The organism is Colwellia sp. (assembly GCF_013214175.1).
Lineage (GTDB): Bacteria > Pseudomonadota > Gammaproteobacteria > Enterobacterales > Alteromonadaceae > Colwellia.
In genome coordinates this window covers 31805-49616 of the sequence record NZ_JABSPA010000001.1, presented here as the reverse complement: position 1 = coordinate 49616, position 17812 = coordinate 31805, and the positions used below count along the sequence as shown (strand labels likewise).

14 protein-coding genes and 1 tRNA gene are annotated in these 17812 nt (G+C 38.7%); 6 read left to right on the top strand and 9 right to left on the bottom strand.

Annotated features, from left to right (window positions below; translation table 11 throughout):
* Window positions 1–293 precede the first annotated feature (293 nt).
* Window positions 294–3563, top strand: coding sequence for a collagenase (locus HRT55_RS00210; RefSeq protein WP_291617919.1), 3270 nt, complete (start codon window positions 294–296; stop codon window positions 3561–3563).
* Between the two features lie 149 nt (window positions 3564–3712).
* Here HRT55_RS00210 and HRT55_RS00205 read toward each other — a convergent pair whose 3' ends face one another.
* Together HRT55_RS00205 and zntR are read right to left on the bottom strand one after the other, a co-directional pair.
* Window positions 3713–5002, bottom strand: a complete 1290-nt coding sequence (locus HRT55_RS00205) for an SO_0444 family Cu/Zn efflux transporter (RefSeq protein WP_291617917.1) — start codon at window positions 5000–5002, stop codon at window positions 3713–3715.
* Window positions 4986–5402: a Zn(2+)-responsive transcriptional regulator gene (gene zntR, locus HRT55_RS00200; protein WP_291617915.1), complete on the bottom strand. Its 417-nt coding sequence runs from the start codon at window positions 5400–5402 to the stop codon at window positions 4986–4988. Before zntR ends, HRT55_RS00205 begins: the two co-directional genes overlap by 17 nt.
* Window positions 5403–5828: 426 nt before the next feature.
* On the opposite strand from zntR, the gene HRT55_RS00195 reads away from it, so the two are divergent.
* The 4 genes from HRT55_RS00195 (at window position 5829) to cydB (ending at window position 9871) form a co-directional block, all read left to right on the top strand.
* Complete coding sequence (locus HRT55_RS00195; RefSeq protein ID WP_291617913.1) at window positions 5829–6386, top strand: phosphoribosyltransferase; 558 nt, start codon at window positions 5829–5831, stop codon at window positions 6384–6386.
* A gap of 372 nt (window positions 6387–6758) precedes the next feature.
* Window positions 6759–7298 carry a MarR family transcriptional regulator gene (locus HRT55_RS00190; RefSeq protein WP_291617911.1) on the top strand — a complete coding sequence of 180 codons (540 nt, stop codon included), beginning with the start codon at window positions 6759–6761 and terminating at the stop codon, window positions 7296–7298.
* A 169-nt stretch (window positions 7299–7467) separates the two neighbouring features.
* Entirely contained in the window at window positions 7468–8880 is a 1413-nt protein-coding gene (locus HRT55_RS00185) for a cytochrome ubiquinol oxidase subunit I (protein ID WP_291617909.1), read from the top strand.
* Window positions 8873–9871, top strand: coding sequence for a cytochrome d ubiquinol oxidase subunit II (gene cydB, locus HRT55_RS00180; RefSeq protein ID WP_291617907.1), 999 nt, complete (start codon window positions 8873–8875; stop codon window positions 9869–9871). Before HRT55_RS00185 ends, cydB begins: the two co-directional genes overlap by 8 nt.
* A 166-nt stretch (window positions 9872–10037) precedes the next feature.
* Here cydB and HRT55_RS00175 read toward each other — a convergent pair whose 3' ends face one another.
* The 5 genes from HRT55_RS00175 to adhP form a co-directional block, all read right to left on the bottom strand.
* Complete coding sequence (locus tag HRT55_RS00175) at window positions 10038–10511, bottom strand: FKBP-type peptidyl-prolyl cis-trans isomerase (protein ID WP_291617906.1); 474 nt, start codon at window positions 10509–10511, stop codon at window positions 10038–10040.
* A gap of 432 nt (window positions 10512–10943) precedes the next feature.
* Complete coding sequence (locus HRT55_RS00170; protein ID WP_291617905.1) at window positions 10944–11939, bottom strand: hypothetical protein; 996 nt, start codon at window positions 11937–11939, stop codon at window positions 10944–10946.
* Between the two features lie 84 nt (window positions 11940–12023).
* Entirely contained in the window at window positions 12024–12743 is a 720-nt protein-coding gene (locus HRT55_RS00165) for a hypothetical protein (protein ID WP_291617904.1), read from the bottom strand.
* A complete protein-coding gene (locus tag HRT55_RS00160) occupies window positions 12736–13305 on the bottom strand; it encodes a sigma-70 family RNA polymerase sigma factor (protein WP_291617903.1) in 570 nt (189 codons plus the stop codon). Before HRT55_RS00160 ends, HRT55_RS00165 begins: the two co-directional genes overlap by 8 nt.
* 287 nt (window positions 13306–13592) lie before the next feature.
* The gene (gene adhP, locus HRT55_RS00155; RefSeq protein ID WP_291617902.1) at window positions 13593–14603 is read right to left on the bottom strand and encodes an alcohol dehydrogenase AdhP; all 1011 of its coding nucleotides are present in this window, start codon (window positions 14601–14603) and stop codon (window positions 13593–13595) included.
* 267 nt (window positions 14604–14870) lie between these two features.
* Here adhP and HRT55_RS00150 point away from each other — a divergent pair.
* Window positions 14871–14946 (top strand) — tRNA-Arg (locus HRT55_RS00150).
* 185 nt (window positions 14947–15131) lie between these two features.
* On the opposite strand, the gene HRT55_RS00145 is transcribed toward HRT55_RS00150, so the two are convergent.
* Both HRT55_RS00145 and HRT55_RS00140 read right to left on the bottom strand, forming a co-directional pair.
* Complete coding sequence (locus HRT55_RS00145; protein WP_291612995.1) at window positions 15132–15269, bottom strand: hypothetical protein; 138 nt, start codon at window positions 15267–15269, stop codon at window positions 15132–15134.
* 137 nt (window positions 15270–15406) lie between these two features.
* Window positions 15407–17755 carry a CHASE domain-containing protein gene (locus HRT55_RS00140; protein ID WP_291617901.1) on the bottom strand — a complete coding sequence of 783 codons (2349 nt, stop codon included), beginning with the start codon at window positions 17753–17755 and terminating at the stop codon, window positions 15407–15409.
* Between the last annotated feature and the right edge of the window lie 57 nt (window positions 17756–17812).

Here is a 17812-nt window from a genome sequence, read left to right as displayed (position 1 = left end):
CCGTTTTATCTAAGATTCCCCCGCTAATACTATTAAAAAACCATGCTTATTTAGTGTACAAAACATACTTTCTACAATATATTGCATACAATTATGTTTCAAAATTGTTACATAAACATTTTTCCTTATTCATCAATGATGGAAATACCGGGAAAGATGTTACCAATGCAATGCTAGCGCTTTTCTAGCGAGAAGAGTCACTAAGACTTAACTAAAGAGTAACTTCAAAAAGTAAAATAAATAATAAAATAGGAGGGGGTTGCATAGCCTTACTCCATAAAATGGGAAGACACATGTCAAATTCTGTTAAAAATAAATTACTCGCCGTTGCCACGGTACTTGGTGCCTTAGCATCAACTACCGCCAGCGCAAATGCACCGGTTCAATGTGGTAGCACAACCACATCAGGCGGGGCACTAGCAATAAACCAAACACAATGTATATCAGGAAACGGTTTATACTTTTATATTGATGTTGATGCTAATAATACCGCATTAGAAATTAAAACGTCAGGTGGCACAGGTGAAGCTGACATCTTAGTTAGCGATTATAGCTGGGCAACAAGCTCTAACTACAATCAACGTACAAATAACGCTGGTACTGAAGAAACAGTTGCTGTTACTGCACACACCGGTCGTTTATATGTCAGTGTTTTTGGTATCCATGAACAAGTTACCTTAAATGTTAGAGATGTTAATGCTGGTGGTACTGATCCTGGTACAGGCAACGGCAATACCACACCCAGTATGTGTGGCGCAAATACGTTAGCTGGCTATGACTTAACATTAGAGTCACAAGAATGTATTTCAGGCAACGGTCAGTATTTTTACATCGATGTTGAAACTGATAATACGCCACTAGTAATCGAAACTAAAAATGGCTCAGGTCAAGCTGACATTTATGTAAACACCGGTAATTGGGCTACTCGCAGTGGCAATATTGCTTCTTCAGTAAGTGATGGCACCAACGAAACATTAAAAATAACGGCTAATGCTGGGCGCTTATATATTAGTGTGTTTGGGCTTAATCAAGAAGTGAGCTTTAAAGTTAGCGCTGATAACGGCACTGGCACTAACCCGGATCCTGGTACAGGTACCGGTGATATTCCAACATTACCAGCAAACCCTGGTATGTGTGGCGCTGAAACACCGGTAGAAGGCAGATTAAACTTCAACCAAGTTGAATGTGTTAATGTTGCCGGAACTGCTTCTTACGCTATTTATGTACCAGCAGACAATATTAATATGGTTGTTTCAACTGGCGGTGGTACTGGTGAATTTGATTTATTAGTTAGCCAACAAGGTTGGGCTACTTCAACAAGTTATGATCACATATCAAATAATGTTGGCACTAGCGAATCTATTAGCTTTACGGCTGCAAAAGGCTGGTTATATGTATCTCTTGATAGTGGTACTGCTACTGAAGTGAGTGTGTTGGTAGCGATGGATCCAAAAGATATTCCTACTACAGGTGGTGGTTCAACCATTCCTGATGATGGCTTCCCAACAGATGCTACGCGCTTTATTGGTTTAAATGGTGCAGCTTTAGTTGAACGTATTGCTTTAACACATCCACAAAATGTTAGCCCTGTTTATAACATGAGCGGACCTGACGCTACAGCACTGTTCTCTGAAGCAAACATGATAGCTATCGCTAATGCAATTAGTAGTCGTGCGCCATCTTATACCGGTGAAGATACTACGGGTTTAGAAGCGTTATTTTACTTCTTCCGTGGTGCCTTTTACGTACAATATGCTCACCCAACTGATGTAGGTGAATATGCTCCAGTAGTAAAAGCGACGATTAAAACAGCTTTACGTACTTTCTTTAATAATGGTAGTACTTGGCTTGCCAGTGATACTAATGGTAGCGTATTAAAAGAAGCGTTAATCACTGTTGATTCTGCAGGTTTAGGTGCTGATTTTAACGATGTTACTATACGTGTATTGAACGAATATAATGCTGACTGGGCATCAAGCTTCAACATGAACGCTGCAGCTAATTCAATATTCACCACAATATTCCGCGCTCAGTGGGATGCTGACATGCGTGCATTGTATGCAACTGACCATACGGTACTAACCGCACTAAATAACTTCCAAGCAAGTAAACGTCATTTAATTGGAACTGATGCTGATTATGTATTAAATAACGCTGCTCGTGAACTTTCTCGTTTGTATCACATTCCAGAAATGGAAGCGCAAGTGAAAGTATTAGTGAAAGGTATTTTAGATAGCACCAACAAAAATGATAATACTAAAAGTATCTGGATAGCTGTAGCAAGCATGGCTGATTACTACGATCGAGCCAACTGTGGTTATTATGATATTTGTGGTTTTGCTTATACTTTAGAGGCTGAAACATTAACCTTTAACTACAAGTGTTCTGAAAGCTTAAAAATTCGTGCGCAAGGTTTGTATAACGACCAAGCAGCATGGATCTGTCAAGTTTTAGGTAACCAAGAAACTAACTTCCATACACTGTTAGGCACCAACTACCAACCTGTTGCCCAAGATAATAACGCTGCATTAGAGTTAGTTATTTTTGACTCTTCTGATGACTATAAAACTTATGCTGGTCAATTCTTCGGTATTAATACCAACAATGGTGGTATGTACTTAGAAGGCGCGCCAATTAATACCAAAAACCAAGCACGTTTCATTGCTTATGAAGCCGAGTGGATTCGTCCTGAATTCCACGTATGGAATTTACAACATGAATACGTACATTATTTAGATGGTCGTTTCGATTTGTTTGGTGACTTCCAACTAGGTATGTCAGTAAACACTGTTTGGTGGTCTGAAGGTTTGGGTGAGTATATCTCTCAAGGTGACGGTAATGACTATGCTATTTCTGTCGGTAAATCTCAGGAAGTTGCATTATCTGAAATATTTAAAAATGATTATAACTCAGGCCAAACACGTATTTACCGTTGGGGTTATTTAGCGGTTCGTTTCATGTTTGAAAATCATAAAAATGACGTTAATCAAATATTAAACTTAACACGTAGTGGTCAATATCCTGAATACCAAGTCTTTATGGATAGCATAGGCACATCTTACGATGCAGAGTTCAATGATTGGTTAGTAAACGGCGTAGTATTAGGCACTAGCAATATTGTTGAAATTGGTCCTAATGATACTGACTCTGCTGCTTCTGGCACTGCTGGTAACTGGGCAGGTGAGCCGGTAACAATCAGTACTGATTTCTCTCCTTGTATTGTTGATATTCCAGCAAATAAACATGATGAAATAAATAATGGTGTAACGACTAGCCAAGTTGTTGAATGTATCAATTCTTCAGGCGGTAGAGCATCTTTCATTATTCGTAACGATGGTAACTTAGCTACTCGCTTTAAGTTAACAACATCTGGCGGCTGGGGTAATGCTGACATCATGTTTAAAGCTGATGGTTGGCCTACAGCACAAGACAACAACGGTTATGCTAATGGTGATGGTAATTTTGATAGTTTAATTGTTGAATTAGACCCTACTGTTTACTGGCATTATATTACCCTTGATGGTGAATTTGGCGGTGTTAAGCTAACTATTACTGAGCAGTAATTACTTTTTAATTACGCTTATTAGTAACTTAGTTTTCATCTTAATTGTTCAATGACTTAGTCCATTAACTGAGTCATTGAACTTTATAGCCATTCAGCAAAAAGCAGCTAATAATAGCTGCTTTTTTATTGAGTTGAGGTTACTTACTTTTATGTACTTAGCAATTCCTTTTTGGCCATGAACTTTAATACCAACAACCTCATCAGCAGTAATACAAGAATCAAGGCGAAAGATTGTGATAACCAATTGGGTAACACTTCATGGTGTTCTCCTAACATAGGCGCCACTTCAATGTCGTAATGCTCCACTAGGAAATCAGTTAAAAAGCCAAACATAATAGCGACACCGATGACGCCAGTTAAATATGAAGCAACCGCGCGTTTACCCAACTCACTTGCTACCACACCCAAAGTGGCGATATTCGTAGCGGGACCTGCCAGCATAAATACCAACACCGCCCCGGGAGAAACGCCAGACAATAATAACCCTGCAGCAATGGGTGTTGATGCCGTAGCACAAACATACATAGGGATAGAGATTAAAATCACCACTATCATGGCTAAGATGCCACTGCCCCATTGGCTAAAGAAGCTTATCGGTACATAAGTTTGCACAATAGCTGCAAATCCTAAACCAATTAAAAGCCAAACCGCGGTATCACTTAGCAGCTTGGTACAGCTAAAAGCCACCGCTTGTTTTAGCTTAGCAAAAGCCGACACTTGAGTAGACTCATCTTTAGCTACCTTTGTACTGCAACAACTATCTGTCGATGCTTTGATTTTCTCTGGTTGAGGCTCTTGCGGTAATGCTAGTTTGCTTACTAACTTATCCTCGCCTGCACAGCATGAGGTTTTAGTTACCACTGTAGGTTTAGCACAGCAACTTGCTTGCTCATTAGTTGCAGCTATTGTAATTTCAGACTTTACTTCTTTACCTGCACAACAAGACATATCATTCTTTCCAGCCTTATTTTCTATTTTCTTATCAGTTTTCTTATCTGTTTGAGTATTGGTTTTGGCTTCATGCTGAACTAGCTCATCTTTGCTATCACGGCCTACCAACACACCAGCAACAATTGCACTGGTTACCGCGGCAATTGGTCTAATAATCGCCATAAAAGGGCCAAGTAACACATAAGATACCGAGATAGAGTCTATGCCTGTCTCAGGTGTAGAAACGAGAAATGCAGTCGTTGCACTTTTAGAAGCACCCGCACGCCTCAACCCTAAAGCAGCAGGGATAACACCACATGAACAAAGTGGCATAGGTGCACCAATTAGTGCTGCTTTTATTGTGGTAAGCAGGCCATCACTGCCTAAGTGTTTATTGAGGAAATCCTTTGGAAGATAGACATTGATTATGCCCGCGATCAATAAACCTAACATCAACCAAGGAGCAGAAAGGACAAATAACTCCCAAAAATTACTTATTAATAGCATCGACATTCTCCAGTGCAGATAAAATGGAACAGTGGGTCGCTTCTTCTTCGCCGCCACAACAAGCTGCAACTAATAATTCCAGTGAGCCTTTAAAACACTGCAGCTCAGCTATTTTATCATTTACTTGGGTAAGCTTTTGCTCGGTGAATGACTTTACATCCGCACAACTATGACTGGCTTTATCAATTTTAATCGATAACAAGCCATTGATTTCATTTAAACTAAAACCTACACCTTTCGCACGTATAATAAACTGCATGACTCGTAATGCTTCTTCATTATATAAACGGTAACCATTATCTGCACGACTGGTTGCGGCTAATAGTTTATGTTTTTCATAATACCTTAGCGTATCTGTCGATACCGATAACTTTTCTGCCAGTTCACCAATTCTATACATGATATATCCCTTATTTAACGATTTACCGCGACCACTTAACTAATATATTACATCATAAAGCTTGGAGTATACTCCAAGGTCAAACAGAAATTTAACACATTAGCTGTTTAATCAATTTATTGCCTTATAAAGGTAGGCCACACATGAGTAAAAACTGCCTAGGAATTTCATCCGCTACCTAGGGTTAACGAAGAAATCCATAGGACAAATATACCCGAAATACCCTCCCCTCAAACATCACTAGTATTATCTTTAACCGTCTGCCTTTCCCCCCTGCCCTAAAGCTCACTCTTATGCATTTGTTAATAAGGCATAATTTCGCTTCTGCATTTTTGCCATATTTTAATCTTGGTAATCGGTACACTATTTGCCAGAGTCAGGTTATAATTAGCGCTTATTAATTTTTCAACAAAGGTTTCCTCGGCAATGGAAAAACGTTTTATTACCGCACAAGAATTATTAGAAGATTCTTTTCGTGTAGCCGCCAAAGTATTTGAAGATGGCTTTCGCCCACAATTTATCGTTGGTATCTGGCGTGGTGGTGCACCTATTGGTATCGCTGTGCAAGAATACTTCGACTTTAAAGGTGTAGAAACTGATCATATTGCCGTTCGTACTTCGTCTTATTATGGTATCAACCAGCAAAGTAAAGAAATTAAAGTTCACGGCCTGCATTACATTATCGAAAATGCTAACGCCAGCGATGGTCTATTAATTGTTGATGACGTATTTGATTCAGGTCGAAGCATCGAAGCCTTAATTAAGCAGTTAAAGAAAAATATGCGTAACAACATGCCACTGGATGTGCGTACTGCTTGCCCTTGGTATAAACCGCAAAATTCAAAAGTAGACTTTGCCCCTGATTACTTTATTCATACCTCTGATGAATGGTTAGTGTTCCCACACGAATTATCGGGGTTAACACCTGATGAAATCATTAATGGTAAAAAAGACTTAGTAAATATTCAGGATTTATTAGTCTAGTTTAAAACCTACTAATCTCTTGTTAAAAGCATGTCATTTAGACATGTTTTTTTTTGCCTGAAAGAATACTAAATCGAGTTTTAACTACTAAATTTTATTCCTTATTTTTAAAGCTCATTCATTTTTAGCCATTATCACTATTTTTCGATCTATTAAAACCCTTCCCCTGTAATACTGACAATGTTAGTTAACACTTAATAGACTCTATAGATTAACAATATATAACAAATACTTATAAAAATACTTTCTTTTCATATAATTATATTTATTACTTACCAAAAAAATTCCTCACAAAATAAAACCAATTAATCCTTGATCTATATCAACATAAGTTTAAACTTTCAGAAATTACTGAAACTTCAGAACACATATATGATACTTACTTCAAAAATAGAATCTTTCGTTATGCATTGTGGCGAAATGGGCAGCCGTTGGGGCTTTAATCGCACTGTTGGCCAAATGTATGGCTTACTAATTATTCTTGAAAAGCCGCTTAGTGCGATACAAATATCTGAAGCGCTAAAGATCTCTCGCGGCAATGTCAGCATGGGCATTAAGGAGCTGCAATCCTGGCGTTTAGTGCAGGTTCAGCATAAACCTAAAGACAGAAAAGAGTATTACTCTCCTGCGGGTTCTATTTGGGAGATGGCAACTCGGGTATTTGAAGAGCGCCGTAAACGCGAAGTAGATCCAACACTGTCACTACTGCGCGATAACTTATTAAATGAGCCCGCTAATCAACAAGAAGAATATGCACAAAAACAGATGCATGAAATTCATGACTTGCTAGAAACTATCACTCATTGGGCAGGAGAATTACAAAGCATGAGCCCTGATAATCTTAATACGCTGATGAAACTAGGCTCTGGCGTAAGCAAAATACTCAATTTTAAAGATAAATTAATTAATTAACTAATCAAGTAACGGTTAAGCATAAGCTAAACCATTTTTCATGTGCTTTTTTTACTTTCTGCTTTATTTAATGAATTACTGAATTACTGAATTATTAACTTACTAAACTTTCTCAATTTACAGACCGCTTATTACCGCCTGTGTAAGTAATAAGCTAACGGAGTCTATTATGCTTGAAACCCTAATGCTGTCCCGCATTCAATTTGCCGCCAATATAAGTTTTCATATTCTTTTTCCAGCAATCACCATAGCGTTAAGTTGGTTTTTGTTTTTTTTCAAATTACGCTTTGATCAAACCGGTGAACCCGTATGGATGCGCGCCTATCGATTTTGGGTGAAAATATTTGCTCTTACCTTTGCCATTGGTGTAGTTACCGGCATTACCATGTCATTTCAGTTTGGTACTAACTGGCCCAAGTTTATGGAAACCGTTGGTAATATTGCCGGCCCCTTATTGGGCTACGAAGTATTAACCGCCTTTTTTCTCGAAGCAGGTTTTCTTGGTGTTATGTTATTTGGCATAAAAAGAGTTTCCGCTAGAGTACATACTTTATCTACCTTAATTGTCGCCATAGGTACTACCTTGTCCGCTTTTTGGATTTTGGCGCTTAACTCTTGGATGCACACTCCACAAGGTCATGAAATGCGTGATGGTGTTGCTTTCCCAGTAGATTGGTTAGCGATTATTTTTAACCCGTCATTTCCTTATCGTTTATCACATATGGTTATTGCCTCTGGCTTAACCGCCGCCTTTTTAATCGCCGGCATTAGCGCTTACAGATTACTTAAGGGTGATGATAAACAAGCGCCTAAACTTACCTTAAAAATCGCCTTAACTGTCGCTATGGTTTTAACACCGGTACAAATTTTTCTTGGCGATTTACACGGTTTGAATACACTTGAACATCAACCACAAAAAATTGCCGCTATGGAAGGTATTTGGCATACCGAAAAAGGTGCGCCACTGTTACTTTTCGCCATACCTGATGAAGAACAAAGAACCAATCACTTTGAAATAGCCATACCCAAAATGGCCAGTTTCATTTTAACCCATGATTTTGATGGCGAAATAAAAGGTTTAAACGAATTTGAAGGTAACCACCCACCCGTAGCACCAGTATTTTTTGCGTTTCGTATTATGGTTGGCATTGGTATGTTAATGCTAACCGTCTCTTGGTTTAGCCGAATACAGCTTTGGCGCGATAAACCTTTGCCAACATGGTTATTAAGAGTATTGGTTGCCATGAGTTTCTCTGGCTGGGTAGCAACATTAGCCGGCTGGTATGTTACTGAAATAGGCAGGCAGCCTTGGTTAGTTACCGGTATTTTAACCGTCAAAGATGCCGCTACCACGATAGCATCAGGTAATGTCGCTTTATCTCTCGCCATGTACCTCACTTTATATGCAGTGTTAATGACCGCGTATTTACACACACTATTTACCATGGCAAGACGTGCGGTTGAAATTGAAGAAATCACCGATGATGAGAAAGTTAAACCTGTGCTTCATACCACAATACAGACAGCAATAGCTCACTCAGCAAACCAGTCACCGAATACTAAGGAGAATGATAATGTTTGAAGCTAATTCACTGGCCGTAATATTTGTTGCGCTAATGGGCTTTTCGATATTGTTGTACGCCATATTAGATGGCTTTGATTTAGGTGTTGGTATATTGCTACCACTTTCACAAAAAGATGATAGCGATACCATGATTGCTTCTATTGGCCCTTTTTGGGATGCCAATGAAACCTGGCTTGTCTTGGCTATTGGCTTGTTGTTAATTGCTTTTCCATCAGCCCATAGCCACATTTTTAAAGAGCTCTATTTACCCACGGCGGTATTATTAATTAGCTTGGTGCTACGCGGGGTCGCTTTTGATTTCAGAGCCAAAGCAGCATTTAGCCATAAACCAACCTGGAACAAGGTATTTAAAGTCGGTTCATTACTTGCGGCCATGAGCCAAGGTTATATGCTGGGCATGTATGTTATGAGCTTTGAAGACTCGCTAGCAGCTTATGCCTTTAGCTTACTCAGCGCATTAGGTGTTGCTGCTGCCTATGCCTATATTGGTGCATGTTGGCTGATCATGAAAACCGAAGGCGCATTACAAGTACAAGCAGTTCGATGGGCTAAACAGGCTGGGCTTATTTGTTTTATCGGCATAGTGGCCGTTTCAGCGGTAAATCCATTAATTAACCCTGATGTTTTTGCTAAATGGTTTGCTTGGCCAACCACGCTATACATATTGCCTTTACCACTATTGTGTTTTGCCTTGTTTGTTTACAGCTTATTAGAGTTAAAAAAATTACCAGCGATAAATGATAAAGGCTGTTGGCGACCTTTTGTTGCTGCTGTTGTTATATTTACTTTATGCTTTTTTGGTTTAGCCTTTAGTTTTTTCCCTTATATAGTACCGGGTAAATTAACCATTTGGGAAACCGCAGCAGCGCCCGAATCTTTAAGCTTTTTATTATGGGGAGTAATCATAGTAGTGCCCGTTATCTTCAGCTATACCGTCTTCTCATACCGGGTGTTCTGGGGAAAAGTACGAGAATTGAGATACTATTAACAAAGATGTTATTTAATGAGGTAGTTAATAAAGTGACTAATGAGATAACTGATTAAGTAGCTAATAGCTAACGAATTGGCTGCTTAATTAACTCTCAATTTGGCAATAAAAAAGCCCGTTTAGTAAGACTAAACGGGCTTTTTTATTGTTTTTTAAAGTTTTTGGCTTAGTTTATTGCCAATAACTCAACATCAAAAACTAATAATGCACCTGGGCCTATTTTGCCCGCCGGCTTATTACGGTAGCCTAAGTTTGATGGAATATAAAAGCGTGTTTTCTCACCCACAACCATAAGCTGAACACCTTCAGTCCAACCTTTAATCACTTGATTTAAGCCAAAGCTAATTGGCGCGCCTCGATCAACAGAACTATCAAATACACTGCCATCAAGTAAAGTACCATGGTAATGCACTTTAACTTTCGACGAAGCGCTTGGGTGTTCAGTGCCATCGCCCTGAGTTAGCACTTTATATTGTAAGCCAGAAGCCGTTTCTATTACCCCTTCCTCACTTTTATTAGCCGCTAAAAACTCACTGCCTAATTTTATATTAACTTGAGCCGCTGCTTTATTGCTCTTTTGACGCATAATGAAGAACACAAAAAGTCCAATAACAATGGCTAGTAATAAAAACTTACTCATTTAGTAACACCCTTAAAATTTGCTTACTTGAAAAAAGGCATACTACTTAATTCCTTGCTAACTTACTAGCGCAAAGCCTTTAAGCTGCTGTATTATCCGTTTCTTTAGTAATAATATTAATAACGGCACTATAAGCATTATCGCCATACAACACCGATGAACTGTACATTTACACAGTACTCATTGATTATCATTTTAGAAAGTTTTGCTGAGGTCTAAAAGTTAATTTAAAGGCTATTAAAAGATAATTAAACGGTAATAAGTGAATAATTGAAGCATATCTATTTTATTCCATATAAAAAGCCATAAATAGCGCATATTCATTACGCTATTTATGGCTTGAAAATTCACAGTAACTTAAATGGTCTTGGCTAGATTACGCTTAACTTAGCTGCCGCAAAGCTTAATTACCTTAGAGTTTAGCTAGCTTAATTAGAACTGGTACTGCTCGGCTTTAGCTAATAGTTTTTTAGCGGTTAGTTTACTGTTAGCACAAGCATTAATATCTTTTTTACTAAATACTAATATTTGATCTTTATAACCACGACTCTGCTTATTACCCGCATCTTTAATAATTAAACTAACATGCTCTTTATTAGGTATTGCTTGTAAGCCATTACCGTATAGGCATAGCGTTTCCACTAGGCTGTTATTAAGTGCAGAAAAGTGTGCTGCTCTTGCTTTGTCTTGCGCAAGTTTTTGCTGTTGTCGCTGTTTATTTAATTGAGTGACCTTTTGTTCAAGCTGTTTTTTATTGTTATTCAAAGCAATACGCTCTACTTTAAGCTTATTGAGCTCTGCAGTTAACTCAACCTGAGCACTTTTTTCTGCACGATGTAGCTGGTATTCAATATCTTTTTGTTGGCGAGCAACATCACGCATTTCATAGGCAATTTCACGCTCTTCACTACGCAACTCTCTAGCCCCTTCTCGTTGTTGCTCAAAAATTTCAATCACGCGTTCAAATTCATCTTCATGATCTTCAAAATCAATGACAAAGTCTTCATTAGCAAAAACAATTCTGTCAACAGCACTTACTGGTGCAACAGGGGCTAAAGCTGCTATTCGAGCTTTTGGCGCTACCATTTGAAAAAACTGACGATGTGAAGAGCCACCATGAGCAGAGTTGATGGTAAAAATAGCACCTTGCCCCTGTAAATAAACACTATCGATTGAGCGAATCAAGGACTGACGTGAATTCTGCGACGTTTTTGCCGATGACATCATGATGTCATTCATAATATTTAATTGCTTGTGCAAATTATCATAGTTCTTATCTGCTGCTTGTGCGCCAAAGGCTAGTAGTAAAGCTGATCCGAGCAGTGCAACCTTTGCTGTTATTTTAGACTTAGCTTTAGTAGGCGATTTTACCTTAGCTACTGAGCCTCGCGTTTGTGCTTTTACCATTAAGCTTGTTAATTTCATCATAAGTTTTCCCCTCTAAGGATAGTCTCGGTATTTTCTTAATTTAGTTGATTTAGTTGATTTGCTAATAATTCACTTTTTAACAACTTAGCCTTTGTAGTTAATTGGCTTAGCCGAGTTAGTCTGTGTATTGCCATCTTGCGCTAAGCCAAGCTTTTGAAAACCAATTTCACGTTCAAGTTGCTGAAATTTAATTTTCTGAGTTAACTGTTCATCTTTTCGCTGGGCATTAATAAAGCTGATAAAGTCACTGATATCTTCTTTACGTTCTTTTCTCGAGGCACCAATCACATAACTGGCTAAAGCGAGATTATTACTCTGCTGCTGCGTGCTCATATCGGCACGATAATTAGCTAACATAACTTGTTGCTCAGCGGCAAATTCGCGCAGTTTAAGGTTTATCAAAGTTTCGATATCAACTTTATTGTTCCTGCTTGACTGATTGATTGACTGACTAGCCAATTGTGCAGTGACTTTTTGTTGAACTTGTTGCTCAATTAAGGCCGTAACTTGTTGAGAAAATGCTTGTTGATCAAGTTCTTTACCCTGTATAAAGCTCATTACCACAGTAATAGCAAAAGCCGAACACGCCATGGATAACGCCGGCACACCAAACCACATACCCCAGTTAATAGCTTTACCCTGACTGCTTTTACCGGTTGAAAAGTGCTGTTCAAATGCTTGCGCTCTGTGCCAATCAGGCACGTCTTGCTCTATTTCAACACTTGCTTGCTCGGCAATACTTTCGCTAAATAATGCTCTATCATCTTTACTCATTTGAGCATTAGCTGATTTTTGCTCAGACATACTCCACCTCTTCTTTTCCTACTAACTCATTGCTTAAGTGCGATTTTAATTTTTCGAGTGCGCTATATAATTGCGACTTTGCCGTATTGGTTGATATGCCAAGTTGCTGACTGATATCTTCAAAAGTACACTGCTGAAAAAACTTTAACTCCACTACCAGCTTTTGCTTTACCGGTAAATGCTGCATTGCTTGTATTAGCGCACTGCTTTGTTGCTTTAAAAACAAGTCCTTTTCTAGACATACCGATTGCTCGTCTTCTTGCTCTGCCACATCGTCAAGTGATTGCATCGGCCGCTTGCGTCGGTAAAACTCAAGGCAGCGGTAATGAGCAATTTTAAACAGCCAACTTTTAAAGGGGCACTCTCCTCTAAATTTCGATAAATTACGAAATAATGCGATGAAAACATCCTGCATTAAGTCCATAGCATCTGCGGGGTTATTCACCATACGTAAAGCGTAGTTATAGATGTTTTTCTCATAACGCTTTACCAATGTTAACCAGGCTGATTTCTTTCCTTGTAACGCTTGCGCTATGAGCGTTTCATCGCTTCTTTCAAACACACAGGCTCCTATTATTTGTTATTAGCATTTTAGTTAGGTAACTCGCTAACATAAGCTTCATTGTTATATAAAGTAGAGGTTGAAGGGTAAATAGTTTGAAATTATTTAATTTAAATTTTTATCTCTTATAATACTTAGGGTATTAAGACCTTACATATCAATAAAACAAAGGTTAATCAGCCAAATACAAAAAAGCCCTGCACTGCAAGTAACAGTAAAGGGCTTATAACAATATGAAGAAATTAGCGGGTATTAATAAAAATCAGCTAAACATCTAACAAGCAATATTAAAACTTCATCACCACACGACCGGTAATATCACCATTAATCATATCGTCAAAAATCTCATTGATATCTTCAAGGGATTTTTCAATGGTTATGGCCTTAACTTTGCCTCTCGCAGCAAAATCTAAACACTCAACTAAATCTTTGCGTGTACCAACAATGGAGCCGATCACACTCACACCATTGAGTACGGTATCAAAAATAGGCAACGGCATATCTTCCGGCGGTAGTCCTACTAAAACACACTTACCACCACGGCGAATGACTTTATAACTCTGCTCAAAGCCACTTTTACTCACCGCGGTACAGATACTGGCGTGCACACCTCCGGTTTCTTCAAGTACTCGAGCGACTACATCATCAAGCTTAAAATCTAAACAAAGCGACGCGCCAAGCTTTTTAGCAAGCTGCAGCTTCTCAGTCCCCGTATCAACGGCAATAACATTTAAGCCCATGGCCACAGCATATTGTACCGCTAAGTGCCCTAAACCACCGATACCAAAAATAGCAACCCACTCACCTGGCTTTGCCGTAGAAACTTTCAACGCTTTATAGGTAGTAACGCCAGCGCAAAACAAGGGTGCAGCATCGACATAATCAATAGCATCTGGAATTTTCACCACATAATCGCCATGGGCTTTACAATATTCTGCATAGCTACCATCAACCGAGTAACCAGAATTTTGTTGTGATAAACATAAATTTTCATCACCACTTAAACAGTAGTCACAATAACCACAAGCACTATAAAGCCATGGAATTCCGACACGGTCGCCAACTTTCAAATGTTTAACTTGCTCACCTATTTCGACGATTTCACCAACACCTTCGTGACCCGGGATTAGTGGCATTTTCGGTTTAACCGGCCAATCACCATGACAGGCGTGCAAGTCAGTATGACAGACACCACAGGCATGTATTTTAACCAAAACCTCTTGGCTAGCAATACGTGGTATATCTCGCTGTTGAATTTCAAGACGGGCTTTAAACTGATGAATAACTGCTGCTTTCATAAGAGAATTCCTTTCACATTATTATCACTGAAGTAGTTTTGCTGAAATAGCTATCACCGAGATAGTTATCGATGAGTTATCAGCAATTCATTGTAAAACTCCTGTCTTATAAAAAGACGATACAGATCAATGAAAGTACATAAAACGCTCATGTTCTGCGAGGAGGCTACCTTTGAATAATAAGGAGTAAGTTAAAGAAGAAAAAAATTTAATAAAAACATTAACAAAGCATAAGAAATATGAGTAAAATAGCGACCCTAGCACTATGTCTCCATAGTTTAACTGGATAAAACTGCGGCCTCCTAAGCCGCTGCTCTGGGTTCGAGTCCCGGTGGAGACGCCAGCTATACAATTTATTGCCCCCGCGAATAAGCATTTATCGCTTTATTAGCAACACAGCCGTAAACCTCGTGTGCACTACATGATATCTAAAAAATAATATCTAAAAACGAAAAAAGCCCCAGCACTGTGTTTAAACCAGCGGTGGAGCTTAAATTTTCCTTGGCAATTAAATGACTAGTGATTTAGCTACTCATCAGATTGCGTTATTTCTACATCCATGTCATCAGCGACTGAGTTACCACTCAGCATTGCACTAACAGCCATGATTAATACAGCAAATATCACAGTTGTTAACTTAAACCCTCGCGAGGATGAATTATTCATTGTTTTACCTATATAACGGCCTGCTTGATTTATTGTTAATTTGTACTATTTATGAGCAGGTGCAACGACACTAAACCATTACTTTTTTATTTACAAGTATTTTCTTTAGTTAAAGAATTAATTAAATAAGAAACAAATTAATCAATGATATCAAATGTTAAACCTTGCTGCGCTTCTTGTTGCTCTATTGACGAAATAATCACTCTAATTGAAGCGCTTAAGACGCCAGCACCAGAGCTTAGCGCCGCTAAAGTTGTATCACCTCCTAACAAGTGACTATATTTAACCGCCATGGCCATTGTCGTACTATTAGCGGCTAATTCATCATGATTTTGCTGAGCAAATACTTGCTCGCTCACATTGACCATTGCCGCATTTTGAGACGTTATGGTAAAAAACAAACTAGCGTCTGCAAGCTTGTGTTTATGCAACTTAATAGATAAACGTAAATCATCTGATTTCAGTAGCTTATGGGCACTATCAACTATGGCATGTAATAATTTTTGAATATAGAGTTCATCACTGTTGATATAATGAGGCACACTGTCATCAATCAGGAAAAAAATTGATTTACCTTCGTAAGCATTACTGGCTTTAAATACCGATTCAGTGCGCTGTAAAAAGCCATAAAAATCAAAACAGTCTGCTTTGGCAATGATCTTACCTGATTCGATATCAGATAAGTCCATCATGGTATCTAACAATAAAGCAACATTACTACCCGCATGGCTTATACCTGTCACCTGCTTGTTATTGATACCTTTTTTCTTTAATTGCTCAACACATGCTTTCATGGCGAGTAATGGCAAACGTAACTCTTGATTTAAGGTCTGTAAAAAATTACTTTTAGCTAAACTTTTTTTATCTGAGCTTTCTTTCGCTAGAATAAGCGCTCGGGTTTTAATATCAACTTGCTGACCGAGCTCACTTGAATAGGCAGCCATCATCAATACCAGCATTTGAAATAATAAAGCACCAAACGTACCCGCAATAAGCACAGCCCATGCTTGCCAGCTCTTAGCTTGACTAAACCAAGGTTGCTTTTCTGCGATATTAATTTGCCAATGTCGAGAAAACACCTCCATATTAATGGTTTCAGTATACCTATTGGCCGTAGGCAACGCCTGTCCAAATAAAGTAAAGGTTTGCTGACTTGAGACATCTTGAATAAAAAAGCTAACCTCTTGCTCTCTTTGCCTTGCTAACTGGTGAAAAAAATCATCGAATTGCACCACGGCCACGACAAAACCTAATAACTTATCTGCTTTGATTATCGACAGCTTATTTTGCCCAGTAAGCTTTGCCGCTTTGTTATCTTCTGATAGTGAAAAAATAGCATTACTAAATAGCATGCCTGGCCTAGCCTGTTCATCTTGCACTAAGGAAATGGGTGCGCTGGCAATGACCTGTTCACTATCAATAACTTTTTGCATGGACAGTACATGCTGGGGGTTACTATAAACATCTAGACCTAAAGCAGCCTGATTACCCTGTTGTGGGTATATATAATACAAGGGAGCATATTGGCTACGAGGTTGAGCTAAAGTCATTTTTCCATTGGCGAGACGCTCTCTAATTTGAAAGTTTTTCTGCAGCATAACTGAACTTTTCTGTTCAAATTTTTCTCGCTGATTAAAAGCTACAATCGGTGCCCACTCTAACGCCCTGACACTCGAATTTTGGTTGAAAACACTTTCACTAAACAAGTTAAATTCAGATAATGATACGTAGTCGCTGGCTTTGAAGAAGGCCGAAAGGCTATTAATTTGGTTAACTACGCCAGTCACTTCAGCAAGTATCAAGCGCTCTATATCTACTTTTGATTGTTTGAACAGTGCCTCTCTATAGCTTTGTTGTTCATACTGAGAGGTTTTCAACAATAATAAAATAGCCAAACAACCTAAAACTGAAGTAAAGCTAACAAAAAGTCGTTTCGTTAATTTGAGTTGTTCGGCGTTTTTTGCCAGTAACAATAAGGGAATAAAAAATACCGCCACCAGCATGCTTGCCGACCAAGTATTAATAAAGGTATAGAAAAAAGTACCTTGCATCACTTGGTTATCAAGCATTGAAATAACTAACACCGCGCTGGCTGAGACTAAGCTGGCAATGGGGCCAATGCGCAGTAAAAAGAAGAATAAGTGCTTTCTAGATATTAACCACTTTTTATAATGAACAAAGCGAAAAACCAGTTGTTTAGTCCAGAATCCCTGCAAAATAATAGCGAGCAAGGCTATGCTCATCACCGCGATATTGGCATCAAAATGAAAATAATAATTCAGGCCAAATGCCAATATTGGCGTGACCAGTAATACCGCAATAAGTGGCGTGATGCCCCAAATAAGCAGTAAACCGCTAACAAGTGCCGCTGAGGGGCCGACAAAGTTTACCAGCGATTGCGGATTGATAAGCCATACCGCGCCAAAACAAGTAGCAAGGTATAAGATGGCAGATATAAAAAAACGCGGTAAATGAAGTTGCATCATAGGATATTATTCAAGAGTGGCAGAGTTAATCCGTTAATTTATTGTAAATATTGATAT

Coding starts and splice junctions, on each gene's coding strand:
- HRT55_RS00210 (WP_291617919.1), top strand. CDS start 294: ATGTCAAATTCTGTTAAAAATAAATTACTCGCCGTTGCCACGGTACTT.
- HRT55_RS00205 (WP_291617917.1), bottom strand. CDS start 5,002: ATGCTATTAATAAGTAATTTTTGGGAGTTATTTGTCCTTTCTGCTCCT.
- zntR (WP_291617915.1), bottom strand. CDS start 5,402: ATGTATAGAATTGGTGAACTGGCAGAAAAGTTATCGGTATCGACAGAT.
- HRT55_RS00195 (WP_291617913.1), top strand. CDS start 5,829: ATGGAAAAACGTTTTATTACCGCACAAGAATTATTAGAAGATTCTTTT.
- HRT55_RS00190 (WP_291617911.1), top strand. CDS start 6,759: ATGATACTTACTTCAAAAATAGAATCTTTCGTTATGCATTGTGGCGAA.
- HRT55_RS00185 (WP_291617909.1), top strand. CDS start 7,468: ATGCTTGAAACCCTAATGCTGTCCCGCATTCAATTTGCCGCCAATATA.
- cydB (WP_291617907.1), top strand. CDS start 8,873: ATGTTTGAAGCTAATTCACTGGCCGTAATATTTGTTGCGCTAATGGGC.
- HRT55_RS00175 (WP_291617906.1), bottom strand. CDS start 10,511: ATGAGTAAGTTTTTATTACTAGCCATTGTTATTGGACTTTTTGTGTTC.
- HRT55_RS00170 (WP_291617905.1), bottom strand. CDS start 11,939: ATGATGAAATTAACAAGCTTAATGGTAAAAGCACAAACGCGAGGCTCA.
- HRT55_RS00165 (WP_291617904.1), bottom strand. CDS start 12,743: ATGTCTGAGCAAAAATCAGCTAATGCTCAAATGAGTAAAGATGATAGA.
- adhP (WP_291617902.1), bottom strand. CDS start 14,603: ATGAAAGCAGCAGTTATTCATCAGTTTAAAGCCCGTCTTGAAATTCAA.
- HRT55_RS00145 (WP_291612995.1), bottom strand. CDS start 15,269: ATGAATAATTCATCCTCGCGAGGGTTTAAGTTAACAACTGTGATATTT.
- HRT55_RS00140 (WP_291617901.1), bottom strand. CDS start 17,755: ATGATGCAACTTCATTTACCGCGTTTTTTTATATCTGCCATCTTATAC.